The sequence below is a fragment of the Flavihumibacter solisilvae genome, assembly GCF_000814475.1.
Taxonomy (GTDB): Bacteria; Bacteroidota; Bacteroidia; order Chitinophagales; family Chitinophagaceae; genus Flavihumibacter; species Flavihumibacter solisilvae.
In genome coordinates, this window is sequence record NZ_JSVC01000004.1 from 17,240 (window position 1) to 40,495 (window position 23,256).

The window sequence follows — 23,256 nt, forward strand, 5'->3', positions numbered from 1 at the left end:
ATGGTTTCAGCTGGAACAACAAAGTACGCTTGTAAGGGGCAAATTAAAAGCCAAAAACGAAATACAGTTTATTTCGCATGTGTTTTGTGGCCTTTCATGTATTTCAGGTAGGACACTATTTCAGCAAGCTCTTTATCAGACAGGTTGGTAATAGGAGGCATAGCGCTATTGTAGCGGTAACTGGCAGGGTTACGGCAAAAACCAACAATATCCCGTTCTGTCCAGTATTCAGTTATATTTTTCGGCACATTCAGTTCCGGTCCCATCTTTCCCCCGATTTTATTTATGGAATGGCATTTCAGGCAATTGCTGTAGAATAATTGGAAGCCTGTTGATTTATCGGCTCCGGCAGGTTTTATAACCTTGAACATTTCATTTGCAGATACAAGTTGTAATCCAGACAAACCATATGGCCAGGGATATTTTTTTACTTCGATCATTGGACCTTTCCAGACAAGGTAATATGGCTGAAATTTATGTGGAAGGGAGTCGGGTCCGGAAGCATCTACCAGGTACCCCTGGATATTTCCATATAATTCTGAAACTGGCAGACTGGGCTTGTATCCGTCAATGCAATCAAAGATTACGATGGTATTCTCTTTATCCAGGTGATGATTACGAAGCACGGTATCCAGGATTTTCACCAGTGGATATGCTGAATATTTTTTTCTTTGTCCGAAGTAGTCATCCCATTCCACAATGACTTCTTCTTTTTGTATGTTGTCGTTTCCTGGGACCAGCTTTGAAAGCTCTAAATTGACAGGTTCAGTTTTAATTTCAGGCATGCTATCATTTTGCGATGCCAGGGAATTATCCGGTTGTTGATTGCATTTAACCAGCAAAAGGGAAATTAATATGCACAGTGGTATAGCCAGGATCTTTTCCCGCATTGAACCTGTATTTTATGGCAGTCAGAAAAAAGCCCGGCTTCATTACCGGGCTTAAAAAATATATTGTTTCATCAATATCGCTTCACAACCCTGAAGATGAACCTGTCGGGTTCACCTATTGCTCCTGATGCTGCACGCAATTGTTTCAGCTGGTCTGATTTCCAGAATGCCTGTGCTTTAGCTGAGTCCAGCACTGCTGATACAACCGTTACTTTTTTATCGTTACCTGCTTCATGTCCATATACCCGAAGCTTGAGGCCATTGTCAATCCCTAACTGGCGTGAACTGTCAAAAGATCTCTGCCAGTTAGTCCAGTCCTTCACTGTAAATGTTGCGCGGGAACGTACATCGGTCTCGATAGTTCCGGTATCCTGGTATGTCATTATCGTATAGCTCATAACAGGTGTTCCTTGTACACCGGATTCTTTCATAGCCTTTTTCAGGTCAGCTGATTTACCGAATGCTTTTGCTTTTTCGATGTCATCGACCTTAGTTGCAACCAGTATCATGTTGGGATCTTTCACTCCACGGCCGATTACATAATTGTGGATGCCGTGGGCAAGCTTCATAGAATCATGAGCTTCAAAAGATGCCAGCCACTTGTCAAAATCAGCCACTTTGTGAGTAACTACCATCATGTTCTGTGGCGTGGTTATGATGGTGTTAACAGGGGCAGCTGTTGCCGGAGCCGCAGTTGTAGTGTCGGTGCTCACAGCTGTTGTCGAGTCCGTGGCATCCTGGTCTGGTTGTCCGCCGCCACATGAAAACAGGCAGAACAGTGCTACACTCACCGAAAGTGTTGGAAGGATAGAGCGCTTCATTGTTGATGTTTTTTGAGTGATTGGACGGAGAGGGAGTCTCAGAGGGAAGGTGTAGTAAATATAATATTAAATCCGGTAAAGAAAGTCCGCCACTTAAATTCGTTGTTTCAGCATAAAATGCGGGCATTCCGGCGGTATGCCGGGTCTTCCACCCATCTATGCGGACTAGTTTTGCAATATGAAATGCTTATTAGTACCCTTACTCGCCCTGGTTTTTTGTTTTGCGACCTGCACTAAAGAGAAGAATTTTTCCGGCGAACTTTCTCCAATTGAAGGTACACACTCACGGCCCGGGTTGGGCGATAATCCGGGACTGCCAACAGGCACGGATTGGGTACTTCCTGCTAAAATATCCGTTGTGGCCAGGCCCTATCACGCTTTTAATTCCGACCTCAGCAAACTGTACGGCTCTGCAAACACTTTTTACACTGATATCAGCTTTGTGAACGACAGTACAATACCAATAACGGTGAGAATTCCTTCCGGACTTACGTTTGTCCAGTTTGTCCATCACCGGATGCAATATGGGATCTCACCGGTTGAAGTAATAGTGACGGTTCCGCCGGCAGAAGGTGGTCCTGGACCGGGCCGGGACACAACGACTATTTACCTTGGCCTGGCCTGTTTGAACGAAAAATGGGCCTTTCCCTGGGAAGATTATGCAACTGAAGACGTGACGGGCTATCCGCTCAATAAAGGCTTTTACCAACCGCACAAAGTTACCGATGACCCCAACCTGCTGGATTTGCTGTTGTACCTGGGCGGGAAGCCGGGGTTGCGCCTTATGAACCATTACAACCCGCATGAACAGTACCTCCCGGAGTATGAGCCGCCCCAATGGAAGCGGATCTATGAACGGATCCAGGAGATGATCTGGAAAATAACGGAAGGCGAGGGTATTACCAGCGAGGAGATATCGTCATTTCACAAAGAGCTTGACCAGTATAACTAGAAGGAACGAAAGTCATTTTTTATCTCCCACAAAGAATACCCAGGTTACAAAGTCATCGGAAAAATCCAGGAAGCGGTGTTCATCATGTGCCGGTACATAGAGGAAGTCGCCTTTTTTGAAATCCATTACCTGGTCGCGCAATTGAAACTTACCCTCTCCGCTAATGATAAGGTAAAACTCATCACGGTCGTGCGGTTGCTGGCGATCAATCTTATCGGGCCTGTAAACTTCAACGGTCAGTTGATTGCGGTTAAAGAGTGCCAGGAATTCGTTCCCCGAAGAGGCCAGTTGTTGCAAAGCAGCACTTTCTTCAATCCTGTCAGGTGAAAGGTGATTCATCTGCAGTTAAAGTTTACGGGCATGTGGTTGTATTTTCGCTTTTGTTAAGTTAGGAAAAAAGCGGCTATGCGAATTTTGGATACATCACTCCTTCTCTCTGCAGCCGACCTTTCGAATCACCTTGCCTGCGCACATCTCAGCTGGTTAAACATGCAGGTAGCGAAAGGCCGGTTGGAATTACCTGCTTTTTTCGACCCGGGATTAAAGGCCCTGCAGGAAAGAGGCATGCACTTTGAAGCCGCTTATCTTCAGTATTTGAAAGGTCAAGGCCTTACCATTGTGAAGCCTTCTGCCAATGATGGATCTCTGACTGTTGACCAGACCATCCAGGCAATGAAAAATGGCGCCGATGTAATTTACCAGGCAGCATTGAAGATGGATCAATGGCAGGGTCGGGCTGACTTCCTTCTCAAAGTTGATAAACCGAGTCGGCTGGGTAACTGGTCATATGAAGTTGCTGATACCAAACTGGCCGTCGACACCTGCGCCGGCACCGTGCTCCAAATAAGCCTGTATTCACAGATGATATCAGCTATCCAGGGCGTTAGCCCGGAGTTGATGCATGTCGTCAAACCTGTTAACGGGTTCGAAAGGGAGTCTTATCGCGTTGATGATTTCAGTGCTTATACAAGGCTCGTTCAGAAACGATTGCTACTGGCATTGGAGAGGGATAGTGAAATCGCTACTACTTACCCTGAACCGGTTGATCATTGTTCCATTTGTCGCTGGTGGCAGCATTGTTCGGGCAGGCGCAGGATTGACGATCACCTTTCGCTCGTAGCAGGCTTATCAACTGCTCATACAAAAGAACTCACAGAGCGTAATATTTCAACAGTGGAGAAACTGTCGGGAGAGCCATTGCCATTGGCCTGGAAACCGTCAAAAGGCGCTGCTGAAACATATACCCGGCTCAGGGAGCAGGCAAGATTGCAGGTGGCAGCACGTAAAACTGGAACGCCACCGTATGAGTTACTTGATCCGCAGGAAGGAGCCGGCCTGGCCAGGCTGCCAGAACCATCGGAAGGAGATCTCTTTTTTGATTTCGAAGGTGACCCTTTTGTGGGTACTGGTGGACTTGAATATCTTTTCGGCTGGACCTGTTACGAACAATCCATTGAAGTGTATCATCATTTATGGGCATTCGATGCAAACCAGGAGAAGGCTGTGTTTGAGCAATTTGTTGACTGGGTAATGGAGCGGTGGGAAAAATATCCCGACCTGCATATTTACCATTACACTTCTTACGAGCCTGCTGCCTTAAAACGATTGATGGGAAAGCATGGTACGCGTGAAAATGAAATAGACCGGATGCTGAGGGCAGGAATATTTGTTGATCTTTTCACTGTAACAAGGCAGGCGTTAAGGGCTGGCATCGAGTCTTATTCTTTGAAAGAACTTGAAATAATACATGGCTTTACACGAAAGCTGGCATTACGTGACGCCGCTTTGCACAAACGTGCCTTTGAACAATTGCTGGAGATCGGTCCGACGGATGAATTGCCGGAAGAAATGCGGCTCGCTATTGCTCAGTATAACCGCGAAGACTGTGAGTCAACCAGGGCCTTAAGGAACTGGCTCGAAAACTTGCGATCAGGCCTGGTTATGCAGGGGGCTGAAATTCCCCGGCCAATTTTTGATAATGGCGATCCCGGTGAAGAACTGGATGCCCACCAGCAAAAAATAAAGGACCTGTTTGAACGGTTGACTGCCGGCATTTCGCAGGAAAGGTCTGAACGTAGCGATGAAGAGCAGGGACGATGGCTGCTGGCAAATATGCTCGACTGGTACCGCAGGGAGAAGAAAGCCACATGGTGGGAGATGTTCAGGTTAAGAGACCTGTCGGATGAAGAGATGCTGGATGAAAAGGCGGGACTGGCCGGACTAACCTATACGGGCAACCGCGAAACCGTTAAAAAAAGTGTTATTGACCTGTACCGCTTTCCTCCGCAGGATACTGATCTTCATCCCGGTGATAAGTTACTATCTACAGGCTATGGCGGCCCAGCGGGCGAAGTGGTCAGTATCGATCTCACTACAAACACCATCCGAATTAAGAAAGGGCCATCGATTAAGGATAATCATCCGCTAACGGTGTTTGTCCATGATGACATCAAGGATACAATCAAAGCCGACGCAATTCTCCGCATAGCCACCTGGGTCGCGGAAAACGGGATCGATGCAGATGGGCCATGCCGGGCAGGAAGAGATCTGCTGCTGGGCCATCCGCCACGTACATCCCGCCTATTTCTAAAAGACATCGATTCACAACACCTGGCGGTCCATTGGGTTACGGCTTTAGACCAGGGTGTGCTTCCCATCCAGGGGCCGCCCGGCGCGGGCAAAAGTTATACGGCTTCCCAAATGATCCTGGCATTAGTGAAAGAAGGAAAGAAGGTAGGTGTAACCGCCCTTAGTCATAAGGTAATTCAGAACTTATTGAAGAAGGCATCGGATAAGGCCAGTGCAGCAGGTGTGGCCCTAAGCTGCATGCAGAAGGTGACAACAATTTCTGAAGCCACCATGAAGGGTATTGAGGAAGTAACCAAACCTGCCGACATTCTTGCAGCATTGCATAACGGTGAGGTACAAGTGGTTGGTGGTACCGCATGGCTTTGGGCGAGGGAAGACTTTTTTAACACGGTAGACGTGCTTTTCGTTGACGAAGCTGGTCAACTGTCACTCATTGACACGTTGGCTGTGTCACAGGCAGCCACAAGCCTGGTATTACTGGGCGATCCACAGCAATTGAAGCAACCCCAGCAGGGCAGTCACCCCGAAGGCACGGAGGTATCCGCGTTAGAACATGTACTGGGCGGGCACAAAACAATTCTTCCCGAAAAAGGAATTTTCCTGGATACCACCTGGAGGATGCATCCATCGATCTGTTCGTTTGTTTCGGAACTCTTCTACGAAGGCAGGCTGCATGCCATGGACAAGCTTATCAACCAGCGTGTTGCTGGTGATACAGCATTTGCAGGAGCCGGGCTTTGGTTCGTTCCTGTTGAACACAGCGGCAACCAGGGTGTATCAATGGAGGAGGTCAATAAGGTGAAAGCGATAATAGACGGCCTGGTTACCAACAATGTTTATTGGGTCGATGAAAACAGGCAGCAACATGTGCTTACAGCGGAAGATATCAAAGTGATCGCACCCTATAATGCACAGGTCGGAAAAATAAAGGCGACCGTCCCGGCAGGAATACAGGTCGGGACGGTCGATAAATTCCAGGGACAGGAAGCCCCGGTAATCATTTTTTCAATGGCAACTTCCACTCCGGCAGATGCGCCCCGCGGAATGGAGTTCCTGTATAGTTTAAATCGTTTGAACGTAGCCGTTTCCCGCGCGAGGGGAGTATGTATCCTCGTCGCCAGTCCCAGACTCTTTGAGCCGGATTGTAAAAGTCCCGCCCAGATGCGGCTCGCGAACGCCTTTTGCCGGTACATCGAGCTTGCGTCACATTGATGCAGGCAACTTACTGTTCATCCAGCGTCGTGGTCAGCGTGCCGGTATTACCGGGCATATCCGAAGCAATTGCTTCCACCCGGTAGCCACCAGGTATTTTGGGAAGTTCGCCGGCGTTGAAGTCCCAATACCAATACTCCGCATACTGTGCCTGCCCCCGGGTAATAACCTGTCCATCCCTGTTAATCACCGTAACCTCAACCCCGGTAACCTTTGTGTCGTCATCCGCTTCCACACGGATGATTGCCTGGTTTTGTTCGTACCGTACCTCGATGCCCTCTACTACAGGTGGTTGCCTGAAGTCGCGCACGGCAACTGTCTGGATGGTCAGGTGCTTCTTTTTCAGGAAGCCGCTGTAAAAGTTGCGCAATTGCACATCGGTCAGGACTTTCTTGCTGTACTCATTGGCTTTCGCGAACTTCTCCCGGTTTTTTTGCTGGCGCGGGGTGGGTGCCCAGTTGGTTTCGGATACAGGTCGGCTATACACGACCGTTTTCCCGTTACGCTGGCGAAGAATGTAGTTTCCGATCTTTCCACTGCCCTTGTGGAAGAGTTGGTTTCCGTCAATTGTGGCCATAAAATGTGTTTTTTTATATGTTTGCAAATCAATATTTTAGATTTCCACGTAGGGTCCAGCTAGGGTCCAGCTTTCGACCAACTTTGGTCTACTCGGCACCTTCCAGGCACTTACCCGGCTTCGGCCGGACTCTGGGCGAATGCAGGTAGAAAAAAGTCGAAATTTTTCAAATTTTGGGGTGGTTGATTCAATTTTTAGCCACAGGTTCCGGATGCGACCGCCCCCACGAATTTGTGCGCCTAATTAATATCAGTGCAACCGAAAAGGTAACCCGTGAAAAGCACCGATTTTGCAAAGTTTTTTGCGGAAAGATTCCTGAACGTGATTTTGTGCAACTACCGGCACATTCCCGCTAAAAGCTGCTGGTTCCAGGATAGCTCTATAGCTCCGGTTTACTACATGACGGCTAACAGTTTCTATTGGCAGGTGAATACAGCGGAAACCATTGCGGCGTGACGGTTCCTTGTCAAGAGTGACGGCTGCCCTGGCAAACACATTCTACCCCGTACCTTACGTGGATCCTCGGCCGAAGCACGCACAGTACCTCTCAGGATTCTTTCATTTAGGTGGGGATCGATTTTGTTGCCAATGGAATATCCCAAAATGCAATCGAAATTAGTTGACAATCAACTATTTCATTGTTGTTTATGCTTGCTTATATTTAATATCATATTTTTTGAAAGATGAAAAAATTAATATTCTTATTAGCCGCTATTTTTGTTTCGGTAGACAATTTCGGACAAACATATATTCAAAACGTAACGGTAGTAGATGTCATAAACCAAAAACTTATTCCCGGACAAACGGTACTCATTGGCGAAAACACCATTTCTGACATCAAACCAACTAAAAAAGTAAAAATCCCCAATAACGCAACAGTTATTAACGGCGAAGGAAAATTCCTGATACCCGGAATGACCGATGCACACGTACATTTCAGCCAAAGTGGTGGACTTTACACAAGACCAGATGCGTTTGATTTAAGGAAGTATGTTTCTTATGAACAGGAAATTGCCTGGACAAAGAGCAATTTGTCTGACTTTCTGAATAGGTATATAAAAACGGGAATTACTACCGTGATTGACGTTGGGGCCACATATAATTTCCTATCGTTACGAGATTCACTCTCACAAAAAACAAACACTCCAAAGGTTTATATGACAGGCCCATTGCTTACAACTTATAAACCCGAAGTATTTAAAAGTTCAGAAGAAGACGAACCTTTCAAATTAGTTACAACCATTAACGATGCCAAAAAGTTAGTAGCAGAACAACTACTCTATCATCCCGATTTCATTAAAATTTGGTACATCGTACAGCCGGACAGTACAGGATTGGAAGCGGCGGCAAAGAAACTTGAACCCATTGTAAAAACCATTATCGAAGAAGCACATAAATATAATTTGAAAGTCGCTGTACACGCTACAGAACGAATTACTGCTCAGATTGCCGTACAAAACGGCTGCGACTTTTTGGTTCACAATATAGAGGATGAAGTGGTGTCTGATGAGTTTGTAAAATTGCTCAAATCAAAAAACATTGTGCTTTCGCCTACAATGACGGTGCAGAATAATTATTTTAAACCGTTTGAAGATAAAATCAGTTATGATGCCTACGATTTAGAAAACGCAAATCCTAAAACAATCGGTTCGATTTACGATTTCAAACATTTGTCGGACACTTCATTTGTTCAAAAATATGTTAGCTTGTTACATTCACAGAAATTCACGGCTTATTTTTCCCGAATGGATTCCATCAAAGCTGTAAACCTGAAAAAAATAGCGGACGGCGGTGTAACTATTGCAGCGGGAACGGATGCGGGCAACATCGGTACTCAACACGCTACTTCTTTTATCAGCGAGTTGAGAGTAATGAAGGCAAGCGGTTTGAGCAACTGGCAAGTCCTTCAATCAGCAACAATTAATCCAGCAAATATTTTTAATAATATAAAGAGTTCGGGCAGCATTTCCATAGGAAAAATTGCCGATTTGGTTTTGCTCGATGCCAATCCCATAGAGGATTTGAACAATCTTACCCAAGTAAGCCTGGTATTCAAAAATGGAAAGGCTATTAAACCTGAAACCGTTGTAGTCTCAACGCCTGAAAGTCTGGTGCAACAACAACTCAACGCATACAACGCAAGAGATATTAATGCTTTTTTAGAACCTTATGCGGACGATGCGGAAATCTATATTTTCCCTGACAAACTGTTGGGAAAAGGTAAAGAAATTATACGAAAACAATATACTGCATTATTTGACGGTTCGCCTGATTTACATTGCACAATCAGAGGAAGGATTATCAAGGGAAACACTGTTATTGACCACGAAAGTGTAACTGGTGCAAGACAGCCGGAAAAACTGGAAGCGATTGCCATTTATGAAATCAAGGACGGTAAAATTGTAAAGGTTTATTTTATTCAGTAAATTTTATGTTGCTGAGTAAAGTTATCAAGTGTACGGTAATTGGCAACTGATTTATGCAGACTAACCTACTTTGGACAGGACTTGAATACCACTCATTAGAAAACTGTTTGGTTAAAGCCGGGGAAACGGGCTCGGAAATAACTTCAACCATCATTGGCTCATATGAAGGGAAAATTTTTAAAGTTGAATATCGCATTGAAACCAACCCGAATTGGGAAACTGTTTTTTTTGAAATTATAAGTCGCCATAGTGACCAGGTTAGATCAATAAGATTTGAAGGCGACGGGAAGGGTATTTGGACAAACGACGGTAAAATAGCCAGTCAATTCACTGGGTGTATTGATGTTGATATCTCTTTAACACCTTTCACCAACACATTACCAATTAGGAGGCTCAATTTAAGTCGAAATCAGCCAAAGGAAATTCACGTACTGTATTGCGACGTTTTAGAACAACAGCTAAAGGCTGTTCGTCAGAAATACACCTGTGTTTCAAATTCCACCTATTACTTCGAGAATGTTCCCAATGATTTTGAAGCGATATTAGAGGTAGATGAAGCAGGGTTTGTGATTGATTATCAGAATTTATTTCAACGAACAGCAGTCTTACAAACTAACTACCGTTAACAAGGGGTTTCATCACATCTTTTTAATTTCCGTCACATTTATCAGCACCGAAAAAACAATGGGATTAATATTGCTGAAAATTCCAAAAGATGAAACTCAGGTGGCGGGAACAGGAAATAATACTCGTTAGCATCCTCGCTATTGCGCAAATAGTAATCAGCCTGGCAGGCCGGTATGCCTTCTCTTCAAGGGGACTTGAAGAACAGATCTTAACTCAATTTCGACAAAACGGAATCCCCTTCAACTACTTTAAAAATTTTATCGTTCCCCAGGTTGGTTCCATTGTCCTGATGTATGGCACATACCTCCTCGTTAATCTCGTCATTATAACTGCGGCAAAAAAAATACGTCTTCAACACATCGAAAAGATCCTTTCCTGGAAGTTGCTCTTTCCGTTGATCAGCTTCCTGGTTGCTGCCTACTTGCTTGCCATTGGTACCAATGCCCTGTCTTATTATGGAAGGCCGGACCTGGTGAATTATAGGGAGTATCGCCTGCTTTCCTTACTGGGGTATAATGATCAGCCACTGAACAACCCCTTTTTTGGATTTGACAGAGCTCTTGGCGTTGTTTCTCTTCTCACTGTATTGGCCGCACTACGCGAGACCATCATTTGGCTTATTGAAAAGGAAGACGGACGAAGAGAATTCAGAGTCTCATTCGTCAACACCGGTACAACCCTTTTATTTTTTTATATCCTGACACTACTTTTATTTGATTCCGGGCCAGGAAATCTGCAGGACTATATAGCCTGGACAACACCCGTACTCGGCCTGTTCCTTTATAATATATACGTCTTATTTCCCTACATCGAGCACTTCCATTGGTATCAAAAGCCGTGTTTACTCCGCCTGCTGACTTCAAGCACCGTAGGATCGCTTTTCGCAACCGTGGTATATGGCGGCAGTAATAAGATGCTTCATTTTTCCTTGTATTGGCTGTTGCTGGTATTGATCCTTACGCCGCTGTGTTGGATTATCTATCAATACAGGAGAGACGGGGTACTGCAACTCAAGGGGCTTCAAAAAGACCTGGCCCGCCGGACAAGCGACTTACAATTTCTTCGCTCACAAATCAATCCTCATTTTCTGTTTAACGCACTCAATACGCTGCATGGAACTGCATGGAAGGAAGGGTCGGAGCAAACAGCAGTAGGTATTCAGATGCTGGGCGACATGATGCGTTTTATGCTGCAGGAAAACAATCTTGATGCGATACCGATGGAAAAGGAACTTGGCTACCTCAGGAATTATATTGCGTTGCAAAAAATGCGTATTCCAGGCAACGCCAACATTGTCGTGGAAGACAACATCGAAGAAGCCCGCTGCCAACGACAAATAGCTCCTATGCTTCTTATCCCCTTTGTTGAAAATGCATTCAAGCATGGTATCAGGTTCGAGGAGAAATCATGGGTATCGATTGATCTGAATTGTGAAAATGACCGGATCGTATTTGAAGTGCGCAATAGCCTTCATCCCGGCAGGGCTGACAACATGGAAAAAGATCACTCAGGGATTGGATTGAAAAATGTGAAGGAGCGGTTGCGGATCCTGTACCCGGGTCAATATTCCTTAAAACTTACAGAAACAGAAGCCGAATTTGTAGCCACATTGATCATTAATTAAAAACGCGCCAGTGTTAAAAGCCATTGTCATAGACGACGAACCGTTGGCGGCAGAAGTGATCAAAGGATTTAGCGAGAAGGTCACTTTCATTGAGCTGACTGGTACTTTCACCAGGGCGTCCGAGGCCATACATTTTTTACACAATCATCCGACTAACCTTGTGTTCCTGGACATCCGGATGCCCGATATTTCAGGCATTGATTTGGCGCGCTCCCTTCCAGGTGCACCGATGATTATTTTTACAACGGCCTACAGCGAACATGCCGTAACAGGGTTTGAGCTAAATGCAATTGACTACCTGTTGAAACCCTTTTCCTTAACCCGCTTTCTGCAAGCCTGCAACAAGGCGTATGAATTGCACAAGTTGCAATCGTCTAAAGCACCCGGCTCCGACACCCTCCACATATTTATCAAAAGCGGCCATGAACAAATAAAGGTTGCCCTGGATAATATCCAATACTTGGAAAGCAACGGCAACTATGTAAGCTTTGTTTTGGAAGATCAGAAGATCCTGTCCAGGCTTACTATGAACGAAGCGGAAGCCTTATTGCCCGCCGGCGATTTCATAAGGGTCCATCGCTCTTACATTGTCTCTAAAAAACATATTAAAAAGATCGATAAAAAATCTGTTTGGGTCGCAAATATCCCCATTCCTTTGGGCGCACTCTACCTGCCGGAAATTGAAAAATTAATAACCTGACATCATGAAAAAAATTATGCTGCTGCTGTTAACCCTCGGGTTAGCAATGACCTTGTTTTGCCAGCAATCTAAAGAAGAGGCGTTAGATGCCCTTATGCAAGCCTATCATAAGGTCAATAAATTTAATGGATCGGTCCTGGTCGCACATAAAGGTAAGGTCCTGCTCCAAAAAGGTTATGGCTTGAAAAATGCAGGCTCCGGCTTGTTAAATGACTCCTCCAGTATATATTCCATATACTCCATTACGAAGCCGTTCACGGCGACACTTATTCTGCAACTCGTGGAGCAGGGTAAATTGTCCCTGTCTGATCCACTATCAAAGTTCTATCCGTCCTTTCCCAAAGGAGATAGTATAACTGTTGAACACCTGCTGACCCATACGTCAGGATTATACGATTATACCCGGGGCAACGACATGAAAGATCAGACCGAAACTTCCTTCATCGAATTCCTGGGAAAACAGCCGCTGGACTTTGCACCCGGTACTAACTGGAGTTATAGCAATTCTGGATATTGGCTGCTCGGTTTCATCATTGAAAAATTGAGCGGATTATCTTACGAAGAGGCGATGGGTCGTTATCTGTTCAAACCTCTTAAAATGCAGCAAAGTGGCTTCCATTTCAAGCATTTGGCTGATCCAAACAAAACAATAGGTTATGCCGTTTTCTCAGATCACATAAAAAAAGATGCAATTGTATATGACCCACCGGCTCCATATGCTGCAGGCGCGATTTATTCAACTGTTGGTGACTTGTATAAGTTTCACAGGGCCTTGCAAGCCGGCAGCCTGTTAAAAAAGGAAACATTACAAAAGGCCTACACTCCCTACAAAAACAATTATGGATATGGCTGGATCACTTCCACTTTTGAAGGCCACTTAATGGTGGGACATAGCGGCGGAGCGGCTGGCTATAGAAGCAACCTGGTAAGCATTCCCGAAGAGGATATATGCATTATCCTGTTGAACAATCATGAAAATGCAGTGGTAGATAAGATTACAGAACGAGTACTCTGCATATTATTTGACAAGCCTTATAAGGTCCCTGTAAGTAAAGAACTGCCTGTTGAACTGCTGAAGCAATATGCAGGCGCATATAACGCCAAACCCTCTTTCACATTTTATGTAACAGTTGAAGACGGAAGTCTGGCGGTACAGGTTTCAAAGAATCCAAAGACATCACTGCTTGCGGAAAAGGAAAATCTTTTTTATGCGGAGGAACCAAATGCGTACCTGGAGTTCATTAAAGATGAAAACGGGGCGTACAATGCGTTAGTCATGCAACAAAGGGACATTAAGCTTAGTGCCCGGCGTATCTTTCCGATATGGGGAATTACTGGAACTGCTACAGGCAAGGGCTGGAATGACAGCATACCAGACCTGCCTTTCAGGGAAGAGAGCAGGGGCATATGGTCGTTAAAAAACCTGTCGCTGAAGAAAGGCCTCCTCGTGTTCCGGCTGAACAACGACTGGGGCTACCACTATGGCGATAATGAGCTTGATGGAACGCTGGATATGTACGGTAAGGACATTGCCGTTGAGGAAGGCGTTTACGATATCCGCCTCGATTTGAGAGAGCCACTGCTACCAACCTATACTATCACATCAAGGGCCAGGTGAAAAGGACATTGGGCACCATTTTCAACAAAAGAATTACTATTTTACTACAGCAATTCGGTGCTAACAGATGAACAACCCGATACCAAATATTCGTACAGTACGATGTAATATTCATCCCGCATTACGCTCACTAATACGGCATATCTTTATTATAGAATCAGATTTCAGTAATGGTCCTGTTAGTATAGAGGGTAATTTTATGCCGTCTCCCGAACAGGCAATGTTCATTAATCTTTATACCCGGTTTAAGTCCAGGAAATCAGGGGAAGACAATTTCCATACTGTTACCTCCTGTACATTGATAGGAGCACAAATTACTCCCTTCAAGTTATTGGTAGAAGAAAGCCACACAGCCGTTACAATTATTTTTCAGCCCGGAGGGCTGAACCGGTTTTTGAATATTCCAATGACCGAACTGTTTGACAATGGCTATAGTGCCAGGGAAGTTATGGGCAGGGAGATAGAAGAGCTTTTGGACAAATCTCACGACACTATTTCTTTACACGAATTGGATTGTATTGTACAGTCATATTTTCTCAGAAAGCTAGCCCAGGTAAAAGAGCCGTTGCCCATTGATTTTGCCCTGCAATTCCTGTTGACCAACAATAACACTAATATAGACCAGATTGCAGGCATGGCTTGTATGAGTATCCGAAATTTTGAACGTAAATGTAAAGAACGATTAGGTATGCCTGCCAAGATGTACGCACGAATAGCCAGGTTTCATAAGGCATATAAAATTCTTGAAAGCAGACCAATAATCTCCTGGACGGACCTGGCATATGAAGCAGGATATTACGACCAAACACACTTTATAAAGGATTTTAAGGAATTTGCCAGGCTCACGCCCACGCTTGTGCAAAAAGAATTATCGGGCGAACATTTGCAGTTTCAGTTGGATTGGGACAGCATTTGATTTTGTCGTTTTTTTACTATCGCACCTCTTTTCTCAAAGGTAGCTTAGCAGAAATAAAAATGACGAAACATGAAAAAAATGGTTCTGTACGCAATAGTTGCGTTTTCAAGCGGATTGTTTTTTACCAATATCTACAATTCAATAGTTAATGCAGCCAACTGGGAAAGCAATATTCCTCAATCAATAACCGCAACCAGGGATTTTTTTGTAGTTGCCAATCCAGGGACTTTCTTTAAGTTGATAGATCCGACAAATATGCTTTTGATTGTATTGGCATTAATCTTATACTGGAAGAAATCTTCTTCCATTCGATTGGTTTTAAGTATTGCTTTACTGTGTTATGTGTCATCGATGATTTTAACTTTCACCTATTTTTATCCCAGAAATGAAGTGATGTTTCTTTCAGCCCAACTTCCTGGTACAGAAACACTCAAAGAAGTAGCATCTGACTGGGGAAGAATGAACTGGGTCAGGTCTTTGTTATTTCTGGCAGGTCTTACCTGTTCTTTCTTAGCTTTGGACAACGCCACTTCAAGCACTCAAAAACTATCTTAATTACAGAAAGAATCTACAAGAATGCACCAGGAAAGTCCAAAACATTGGATTGAAATTGCCAAAAGAATAAACTCTATTGCGCAAACGGGTTTGACATTTACTAAAGATCCTTTTGATAAGGAGAGATATGAAGAATTATTAAAGTTAAGTATTCAGATCATTTCTAATCTTACAAACATAGATTCGCAAAAGCTGGAATTTGTTTTCAATCGGGATACAGGGTATTTAACTCCTAAAGTATCTATAAGAGCAGTTATAATTCAGGGTAATAAGATACTGCTTGTGAAAGAAAAATCAGACAATAAGTGGAGTTTGCCAGGAGGTTATGCTGAAGCAGGAATGACACCAGGTGAAATAACAGTCAAAGAAGTTAAAGAAGAATCCGGTTATGACGTCAAGCCGATTCGAATATTGGGGCTCATTGACTACAACCAACATCAAGACAGACCCTTTCCATTTGACGTTTACCAACTATTCATGGAATGTGAAATAATTGGTGGTTATCCGCAACCAGGAATAGAAACCTGTGCTGTTGAATTCTTCGATGTGAAAAAACTACCTGAATTATCAACGAGAAGAGTCACCAAAGACCAACTATTAAAAATGGTTGAATTGCAGGAAAATCGAAATCTGGCCCCAGTTTTTGACTAGACTTAATAACCTATTCACTTCATTTTATTCCCAATTGCCTCCACAGACTTTCTTTATAATGATCCCCGATTGGGATCTCAATTCCGGCGATTTCCAGCACATTCCCATTTATGGCGCGGATGGCATCGAGGTTAACTATATAACTCCTGTGTACCCGGAGGATATTAGGGGGTGAAAGCATGTCTTCAATGGCTTTCAGGTGCATGCCTGCCAGTAATTTTTTATTGGCCAGGTGAATAGTAGTGAAATCGCGCTGTGCTTCCATGTAAAGCACCTCATCATAGATGACCTTCACCAACCGGCCTTCCAGTTTGATGAAGAAATAAGTTGGAATGTCTGCAGGAGGGAGAGGGGCAGGAGGAGCTTTGATTTGCAATCTTTCCATGACTTTTTGTGTCGCCTGGAAGAAACGTTCGAAACTGATCGGCTTCACGAGGTAGTCTACAGCATGAAGGTCAAAGCCCGTCACTGCATGTTCTGCATATGCTGTGGTAAAAACGACGAGTGGTGGTTGCTTCAGCGTTCGCAGGAAATCTATGCCGGAAATTATGGGCATTTGGATATCGAGGAAAATGACATCAACCGGTGTACGCATCATCGCTTCGTATGCTTCGATGGCATTGATGCAGGAGGCCGCCACCTGCCAGCCCGGGATCTTCGAAAGATATGTTTCGATTATTTCCCGGGCAAGCGGTTCGTCATCAACAACAAGGCAATTGATCGTTGTCATTCCAGTTCAATTGTAACGTGAACGGAATATATGTTATCCCTGTGATTTGCCTCGTAGGTGTGTTTGCCGGGATAATGCTGTTGCAGTCGTTTCCTGCTGTTCAATAGCCCGATACCACCGTTCCGGTCTCCGGACTGTTCCTCATCAAAACGATTACTGCAGGTGAATGTCAGCAGGCCATTGGTGATGCTTAATGTCACTTCAATGAATGAACCGCTTTCATCGGGACAAAATTTAAAGGCGTTTTCAATCATGGGCATGAACAGCAGCGGTGGCATCTGGTGTTCTTTTTCGCCTGTTATAAACCAGGAAGTGACCTGCGTATGGTTTAGCCGGATCCTTTCCAGTTCAATATAGTCTTTCATCAAGCTGATTTCTTTCTGGCTGGTTATATGGCTGCCCTCCGTTTCGTGCAGGCTGTAACGCATAAAGCCGGTTAGTCGCGCCACCAGGTCTGCTGCCTTGTCCTTTTTGTCGTGAATGATCAGCGAATAAATATTGTTCAGGCTATTGAAAAGGAAATGCGGGTTTACCTGCGATTTCAGGAAGCTGAATTCCAGTTGCAGGTTCTGTTTCGACAATTCGGCCATTCTTACCTGGTAATTTGCAAATGCAAACGCAATTTTTATCATCAGCGGGAAAGCAAGGTAGACGAACAACTGGTAAACAATGCCCAGTGTAGCGACACGTGAAAGAAGGATGTTCCCGGTATGCCGGTTCAGGTATTCAAAATATTCCGGGTTGTGCCGCATCATCAATTGTCGCCAGGTGTCGTCCGCCAACAGCAAAAGTTCGAAATAATAGTCGAGCCATGCATAGGCAACCAGCCACAACAGGAACGCAATTATGGCAGTCGCATAAAACTTCTTTTTATAGATCCGTTCGTATATAAGGTAAACAAGACTGTAAAAAGCCGCGGCTGTAGTGATCGTGGCAAACAGGCTTCCCAGCAGGATGCCTTTAGGATATACTTTAAGGGGATTAAGGGAGATCATTCCAATGTAATACCTCGCAATGAAAAAGAAGCCCCAGAATGCAAGATGCAGGAAACACCTGCCGTATTTGTGATGATATATACTGAATAGCGTTCTGCGGATGTCCATGCCTCTAAATTGCCAAAAAGGGCAATGTAATCGGAAAAATACCGATTAAACCGGTCAGCCCGCAAACAAAACGCCTGTTTCCGGCAACCAGGGATTCATTGTCAATTTTTACTGACCGGTAGCTGGTTAACTACTCTTTGCAGAACTTATTTTCAACCATGCGCCCGAAGTACCAATTTGTTCCCAATAAATTTTTGAAGTTATGAGTATAGTTTCCATTTCCTTCGCAAGGTTGCCTGTATTGATAAGGGTATTGGCTTATGCAGCGGCCTGCTACCTGCTGGTGTTCCTGGCGCAAATGATCGCCGGATTTCTCCCCGGCAAAAGTGCGATGGTAACAAACCTGCTGCTTTGCATCTTCCTGTTGTCCTTTACCCGCTTGGTGCTGAAGTGGGAAGGGATGTCATTAGTGGAAGTAACTGGTTTGCCTGGGGGCCGGAATGGTGGAAGGGAATTTCTTGTGGGTACCATCGCTGGAATCGCAATGCTGCTGGTAACGGCGTTAATTATCAAACTGATTGTTGGTTTTACCTGGGAATATAAAAATGGCGTAAACTGGTACAATTTGCTGGCTTCATCATTCACCGTTTTTTTATCTGCGTTTGCACAGGAACTGGCATTCCGGGGTTACACGTTCCGGCTGATGCTGAACAGGTGGGGCGAGTGGTCCGCGCAGCTCGTCACTGCCATCCTGTTCGGTTGCATGCATCTCAACTATGGCATGCCATTGAATGAAATGCTGTTTACCATGCTGACCACAGGCGCAGGTTCATTCCTGTTTGGGATTGCTGTGATCAGGACCCGCCGGCTGCATCTTGCAACAGGAATTCATTTTGGCTGGAATTACCTGCAGTCAATACTACCCCGCCACCCCTCGCAAAATAGTGAGGGCGCCTGGCTGGTTACCGGTGGTAATTTTAACCTAAGCTATTTTACCTGGATCGCCCCCTATATGGTAATAGTTGCACTGGTTTATTTCCTTATAAGGCGACGACCGATTTCCTGAATTCGCTACTTTTGGAAACCAATGAATGCAAGGGAAATCCTTCGTGAACACATAGCTAAAACTGCCTCTTTAACTGATGAGCAGTTTGATTATTGCTTTGAGCACTTCGAACCGCAGTCATTTAAAAAGGGACAGGTTTTGATTGCCGAGGGCGATCGGGTAGATGCTGAATATTTTGTAATCTCCGGTTGCCTGAAATCATTCTTCGTGAACGATGAGATCAAAATGTACATCCTGCAGTTTGCGATGCCAACGTGGTGGACGTCGGATTACAATGCCCTGTATACCAAATCCAGGGCGAGCATCAATGTCGATTGCATTACCGATGCGGAAGTGTTGTCTCTGTCCAATGCGAGCCGCGAAAAATTATGCAGGGACATTCACCAGCTGGAATATTTCTTCAGGTGGCGTACCAACAAGGGATATGTCGCCACACAGAAACGATTGTTGTCGCTGATGAACAATGATGCAAAGAAGCGCTATGAAGAACTCCTGGAATTATATCCGCAATTGTACAACCTCGTCCCCAAGCACCTGATCGCTGCTTATCTCGGTGTTTCAAGGGAAACATTGAGCCGCCTTTACAACGCCCATTAGAATGTGATCTACATCACCTATCCACGTTCCGGATACTTCCGTCCTTTGTGTTGCATTTAAAGCACAAAGAACATGAAAAAGCAAAACTTCGAAATCGTATCTGCGCAGAGCAATATCGATTGGGTTGGCCGGAAAGTTACCGGCGCCCACAATGGAACAATCTCCATTAAATCCGGAACGATCAATGTAAATGATGGCGAATTCGCCGGCGGACGTGTTGTCGTGGATACCACATCCATTAACATTCTCGACATTACCGATCCGGCAACCAATGCCCAATTTGCCGGTCACCTGGCTTCCGATGACTTTTTCGGGATTGAGCGCTTCCCCGAAGCAGTCCTGGTGATAACCACAGTAAACAACAGCGAGGTAGAAGGAAACCTGACGATCAAAGACATTACCCACCCGGTTCGTTTCAACGCCAGCGTTGATGTTAATGGCGACCTGTTAACAGCTGCCGGCAGGATAGTGATCGACCGGACCAAATACGGGATCAAATTCCGTTCCGGGAACTTCTTCAAAAACCTGGGCGATACATTGATTTACAATGATTTTGAATTAAATATTTCATTAACCGCGAAAGCTGTCGCATAAACAGCTTTTGCATAAATCTACAATTATGCCATTCATTAAAATTGAAACGACCCGCGAAGGGGTCACCCGCGAACAGAAACAGCAGTTAATTAAAGGTGTTACAGACCTGATGACAGAAGTACTGAACAAAGATCCGCATCTTACCCATGTCGTAATCCAGGAAGTAGATCTCGACGACTGGGGATATGCAGGTGAGCAGTCATCAGTCCTTCGTGAAAAAGGTTTCACCGCAGATAAGAAATAAAAAAGTTAAGCAAAATGAAAAAGCAAACAGTAATTGTGACCGGAGCATCTTCGGGAATCGGAAAGGAAGTTGCCCGCTATTTTTTAGACAGGGGCGATAATGTAGTGATCAATTCAGCAACTGAGGAAAAGATCCTGCAGGCTTATCTTGAACTGGGTGCCGGTCCAAATCTCGCTTTTGTACCGGGAGATGTAAGATTGAAGCGCACAGGTGAACTATTAGTGAAAACCGCTGTTGACAAATTTGGGTCGGCCGATATTTTAGTAAACAATGCCGGGATCTTTGAAACACGGCCGTTCCTTGAAGTGGATGAAGAGTATCTTGACCGGTTTTTAAATACCAATTTAAAGGGGACATACTTTACAACACAGGCTTTTATTCCACAAATGCTGCTGCAAAAAGACGGGATTGTGATCAATATAGGTACTCCGTTGGTAAATCATGCATTGGGAGGTGCGCCGGCAAGTGCGCCGGTTTCAAGTAAGGGCGCCATTCATGCATTGACTTTACAGCTCGCAGCAGAATTCGGTAAATACAATATCAGGGTGAACACTATTGCTCCTGGCGTTATCCGTACCCCCATGCATGGTGATACGGCTGACCAGAACGCCGGCCTGCATTTGATCAATCGTGTGGGCGAATCAGAGGAAGTGGCACAGGTTGTATATGCTGTCGCCAAAAGTGGATTCATCAATGGAGCCATCATCCACGTTGACGGTGGAATGGCTGCCGGCCATAATCTCAACTAAGTTGAAAAAGTTCATAATCATCGCTTTGGTGTCCTGGCATTTAACAGGGCTCCAAAGCATTAATCAAAATAAAATGGAAACAGTATTAACAGACTCTGCAGCGATTGCGGCAGTTCTTGAGGAAGATTATTTCCAGGGGATTTATGAGGGCGACCTGGAAAAACTGGGTCGTGTCTATCATCCCGGTACATTGCTTTTCGGTGATGTTAAAGGCCAGCCTTATGCCAAAACACTGGAGCAGTACCTGGAGGGTGTAAAGAACCGCCAGAGTCCAAAGGATTCAGGACAGCCATTCAAAGGTGAGATCATAAAAATCAGTGTTGTAAATTCCATTGCGGTAGCAGAAGTTAAGGTTAAAATGTATGCATTTCATTATCATGAATTCCTATCCTTTCACAGGATCGATGGTAAATGGCTCCTGGTAAATAAAATGCTCACCGATACAAGCGCATAAATCAACAGGCATGTGGTACAACACTAAAACAACAGCTCAGTTAGGCATTGAATATCCGATTATGCAAGGTCCGTTCGGCGGTGGACTTTCGTCCCCTGAATTGGTGGCAACTGTTTCAAATGCAGGCGGACTCGGCGGGTATGGAGCATATACCCTGAGTCCGCAGGAAATCTATGAAGTTGACCGGAAGATCAGGTCATTAACCGGCAAGCCTTACAACCTGAATCTGTGGGTGTCCGATACGGACGCGAAAAACGGAACTGTGTCCGATGACCAATATGACCTGGCATCCAGGCTTTTCAAACCTTACTTTGATGAAGCAGGTATACCCTTGCCTGGTAAACCTGCTCCATTCAAATCGAGGTTTGAGAATCAATTGCAGGTCGTACTCGATATCCGCCCCAGGGTCTTCAGTTTTGTTTTTGGAACCCTCGCACCTGATGTCCTGGAACAATTCCGCAAGCTTGGCATTACTACCGTTGGGGCCGCCACCACTATCGATGAAGCAATTGAGCTTGAACGATCAGGAGTTGAGATGATTGTTGCATCGGGCTTTGAAGCCGGCGGTCACCGACCTTCATTTATGGCTCCCGCGGAAGCATCCACTACAGGAACCTTTGTATTGCTTCAATTGATCCGGGAAAAAGTTAAGGTGCCCATCATCGCAGCGGGAGGAATTGCCAACGGCCGCGGTGTGGCTGCAGCACTAACACTTGGAGCCGATGCAGTTCAGATTGGTACTGCGTTCCTGGCTACAGACGAATCGAATGCATTACCGGTTCATCGCCAGATGCTGTTTTCCGACGCCGCAAAGTATACAATGCTTACCCGCGCATATACAGGCAGGCTTGGCCGTGGCCTCGTCAGCAGGATTTCCAGGGAAAATTCCGGAATGGAAAAAAGCTTTCTTCCCTTTCCCCTTCAAACAACATTCATGTCGTCTTTGAGAAAAGCGGCGATTGAACAGCAGAAATGGGAAATGATCTTATTCTGGGGCGGACAGATTGCGCCGGTGCTTAAACATACTAAAGCCAAACAGCTGATGCAATCGGTCATCGAAGAAACCTCAGCTTATTTTAATCACCAATAAATGTTAGAAAATGGCAAATCCCACAACAACACGAAAAGTGTTATACACAGGAAAAACCCACACCGCCGGAGGCCGGGAACAAGGTGTATCGAAAAGTGATGATGGTAATCTTAATATCCGGCTATCAACACCGGGTACAGGTGGTGCCGGAACCAACCCTGAGCAGTTGTTCGCTGCAGGTTGGTCTGCCTGTTTCGAATCCGCGATAGGAATAGCTGCCCGTAAAAGGCGGATTACCCTTCCTGAGGAATTAGCGCTTGATGCCGAAGTTGACCTGGCCCAGGATAGCGGCGGGTATGTACTGCAGGCACGCCTTAATGTCAGTCTGCCGGGATTAGAGCGCGACGTTGCACAGGAACTGGTAAATGAAGCTCACAAGACTTGTCCATATTCAAAAGCCATCAATGGAAACGTTGACGTTGAAATAAATCTTGTTTGATCTATTCAAACGGTGCATGATTTGCTTCATGGGTAAATAAGAAGAGAAAGCTGGTTAAATACAAGTACTTCCGTTTTAAATGACGGGATAAT

Annotated in this window: 24 protein-coding genes; 18 read left to right on the forward strand and 6 right to left on the reverse strand. The window is 45.0% G+C overall.

Going from position 1 to position 23,256, the window contains the following annotated elements:
* Positions 1–68 precede the first annotated feature (68 nt).
* Together OI18_RS03655 and OI18_RS03660 are read right to left on the reverse strand one after the other, a co-directional pair.
* Positions 69–785 carry a c-type cytochrome gene (locus OI18_RS03655; RefSeq protein WP_160290188.1) on the reverse strand — a complete coding sequence of 239 codons (717 nt, stop codon included), beginning with the start codon at positions 783–785 and terminating at the stop codon, positions 69–71.
* A 176-nt stretch (positions 786–961) separates the two neighbouring features.
* Entirely contained in the window at positions 962–1,711 is a 750-nt protein-coding gene (locus OI18_RS03660; protein ID WP_039137377.1) for a hypothetical protein, read from the reverse strand.
* Positions 1,712–1,889: 178 nt separating this feature from the next.
* Here OI18_RS03660 and OI18_RS03665 point away from each other — a divergent pair, with 178 nt between their 5' ends.
* Positions 1,890–2,663 carry a hypothetical protein gene (locus OI18_RS03665; RefSeq protein ID WP_039137379.1) on the forward strand — a complete coding sequence of 258 codons (774 nt, stop codon included), beginning with the start codon at positions 1,890–1,892 and terminating at the stop codon, positions 2,661–2,663.
* Between the two features lie 12 nt (positions 2,664–2,675).
* Here the strand turns inward: OI18_RS03665 and OI18_RS03670 are convergent, their stop codons facing one another.
* Positions 2,676–3,002 carry a cupin domain-containing protein gene (locus OI18_RS03670; protein ID WP_052272837.1) on the reverse strand — a complete coding sequence of 109 codons (327 nt, stop codon included), beginning with the start codon at positions 3,000–3,002 and terminating at the stop codon, positions 2,676–2,678.
* Between the two features lie 66 nt (positions 3,003–3,068).
* On the opposite strand from OI18_RS03670, the gene OI18_RS03675 reads away from it, so the two are divergent.
* Complete coding sequence (locus tag OI18_RS03675) at positions 3,069–6,464, forward strand: TM0106 family RecB-like putative nuclease (RefSeq protein WP_039137380.1); 3,396 nt, start codon at positions 3,069–3,071, stop codon at positions 6,462–6,464.
* Between the two features lie 10 nt (positions 6,465–6,474).
* Here OI18_RS03675 and OI18_RS03680 read toward each other — a convergent pair whose 3' ends face one another.
* Positions 6,475–7,041, reverse strand: coding sequence for a hypothetical protein (locus OI18_RS03680; protein WP_039137382.1), 567 nt, complete (start codon positions 7,039–7,041; stop codon positions 6,475–6,477).
* A gap of 683 nt (positions 7,042–7,724) precedes the next feature.
* Here OI18_RS03680 and OI18_RS03690 point away from each other — a divergent pair.
* The 8 genes from OI18_RS03690 (at position 7,725) to OI18_RS03725 (ending at position 16,158) form a co-directional block, all read left to right on the forward strand.
* Positions 7,725–9,467 carry an amidohydrolase family protein gene (locus OI18_RS03690; RefSeq protein WP_039137384.1) on the forward strand — a complete coding sequence of 581 codons (1,743 nt, stop codon included), beginning with the start codon at positions 7,725–7,727 and terminating at the stop codon, positions 9,465–9,467.
* Positions 9,468–9,520: 53 nt separating this feature from the next.
* Positions 9,521–10,093 (forward strand): putative glycolipid-binding domain-containing protein, encoded by a 573-nt coding sequence (locus tag OI18_RS03695; protein WP_052272838.1) that lies wholly within the window; start codon positions 9,521–9,523, stop codon positions 10,091–10,093.
* Positions 10,094–10,182: 89 nt separating this feature from the next.
* On the forward strand, positions 10,183–11,718 hold the full coding sequence (locus OI18_RS23585; protein WP_052272839.1) for a sensor histidine kinase: 1,536 nt from the start codon (positions 10,183–10,185) through the stop codon (positions 11,716–11,718).
* Between the two features lie 10 nt (positions 11,719–11,728).
* On the forward strand, positions 11,729–12,418 hold the full coding sequence (locus tag OI18_RS03705; protein WP_039137385.1) for a LytR/AlgR family response regulator transcription factor: 690 nt from the start codon (positions 11,729–11,731) through the stop codon (positions 12,416–12,418).
* 4 nt (positions 12,419–12,422) lie between these two features.
* Positions 12,423–14,036 (forward strand): serine hydrolase, encoded by a 1,614-nt coding sequence (locus OI18_RS03710; RefSeq protein WP_039137386.1) that lies wholly within the window; start codon positions 12,423–12,425, stop codon positions 14,034–14,036.
* Positions 14,037–14,103: 67 nt separating this feature from the next.
* Entirely contained in the window at positions 14,104–14,952 is an 849-nt protein-coding gene (locus OI18_RS25155; protein ID WP_072038948.1) for a helix-turn-helix domain-containing protein, read from the forward strand.
* A gap of 69 nt (positions 14,953–15,021) precedes the next feature.
* A complete protein-coding gene (locus OI18_RS03720; RefSeq protein ID WP_039137387.1) occupies positions 15,022–15,507 on the forward strand; it encodes an anthrone oxygenase family protein in 486 nt (161 codons plus the stop codon).
* 21 nt (positions 15,508–15,528) lie between these two features.
* Complete coding sequence (locus OI18_RS03725; protein WP_039137388.1) at positions 15,529–16,158, forward strand: NUDIX hydrolase; 630 nt, start codon at positions 15,529–15,531, stop codon at positions 16,156–16,158.
* Positions 16,159–16,177: 19 nt separating this feature from the next.
* Here the strand turns inward: OI18_RS03725 and OI18_RS03730 are convergent, their stop codons facing one another.
* Positions 16,178–16,888: a LytR/AlgR family response regulator transcription factor gene (locus OI18_RS03730; RefSeq protein WP_052272841.1), complete on the reverse strand. Its 711-nt coding sequence runs from the start codon at positions 16,886–16,888 to the stop codon at positions 16,178–16,180.
* Positions 16,885–17,991 (reverse strand): sensor histidine kinase, encoded by a 1,107-nt coding sequence (locus OI18_RS23590; protein WP_052272842.1) that lies wholly within the window; start codon positions 17,989–17,991, stop codon positions 16,885–16,887. The genes OI18_RS03730 and OI18_RS23590 overlap by 4 nt, the downstream gene beginning before the upstream one ends.
* A gap of 202 nt (positions 17,992–18,193) precedes the next feature.
* On the opposite strand from OI18_RS23590, the gene OI18_RS23595 reads away from it, so the two are divergent.
* The 8 genes from OI18_RS23595 to OI18_RS03775 all read left to right on the forward strand — a co-directional run bounded on the left by OI18_RS23595 (position 18,194) and on the right by OI18_RS03775 (position 23,164).
* A complete protein-coding gene (locus tag OI18_RS23595) occupies positions 18,194–18,997 on the forward strand; it encodes a type II CAAX endopeptidase family protein (RefSeq protein ID WP_052272843.1) in 804 nt (267 codons plus the stop codon).
* 21 nt (positions 18,998–19,018) lie between these two features.
* Positions 19,019–19,594 (forward strand): Crp/Fnr family transcriptional regulator, encoded by a 576-nt coding sequence (locus OI18_RS03745; protein ID WP_039137389.1) that lies wholly within the window; start codon positions 19,019–19,021, stop codon positions 19,592–19,594.
* A gap of 72 nt (positions 19,595–19,666) precedes the next feature.
* Positions 19,667–20,188, forward strand: coding sequence for a YceI family protein (locus tag OI18_RS03750; RefSeq protein WP_039137390.1), 522 nt, complete (start codon positions 19,667–19,669; stop codon positions 20,186–20,188).
* Between the two features lie 25 nt (positions 20,189–20,213).
* Complete coding sequence (locus tag OI18_RS03755; protein ID WP_039137391.1) at positions 20,214–20,432, forward strand: tautomerase family protein; 219 nt, start codon at positions 20,214–20,216, stop codon at positions 20,430–20,432.
* Between the two features lie 14 nt (positions 20,433–20,446).
* Positions 20,447–21,181: an SDR family NAD(P)-dependent oxidoreductase gene (locus OI18_RS03760; protein ID WP_039137392.1), complete on the forward strand. Its 735-nt coding sequence runs from the start codon at positions 20,447–20,449 to the stop codon at positions 21,179–21,181.
* A 73-nt stretch (positions 21,182–21,254) separates the two neighbouring features.
* Positions 21,255–21,635 carry a nuclear transport factor 2 family protein gene (locus OI18_RS03765; RefSeq protein WP_240312713.1) on the forward strand — a complete coding sequence of 127 codons (381 nt, stop codon included), beginning with the start codon at positions 21,255–21,257 and terminating at the stop codon, positions 21,633–21,635.
* 10 nt (positions 21,636–21,645) lie between these two features.
* The gene (locus OI18_RS03770; protein ID WP_039137394.1) at positions 21,646–22,725 is read left to right on the forward strand and encodes an NAD(P)H-dependent flavin oxidoreductase; all 1,080 of its coding nucleotides are present in this window, start codon (positions 21,646–21,648) and stop codon (positions 22,723–22,725) included.
* A gap of 10 nt (positions 22,726–22,735) precedes the next feature.
* Entirely contained in the window at positions 22,736–23,164 is a 429-nt protein-coding gene (locus OI18_RS03775; RefSeq protein ID WP_039137395.1) for an organic hydroperoxide resistance protein, read from the forward strand.
* The last annotated feature ends 92 nt before the right edge of the window (positions 23,165–23,256 follow it).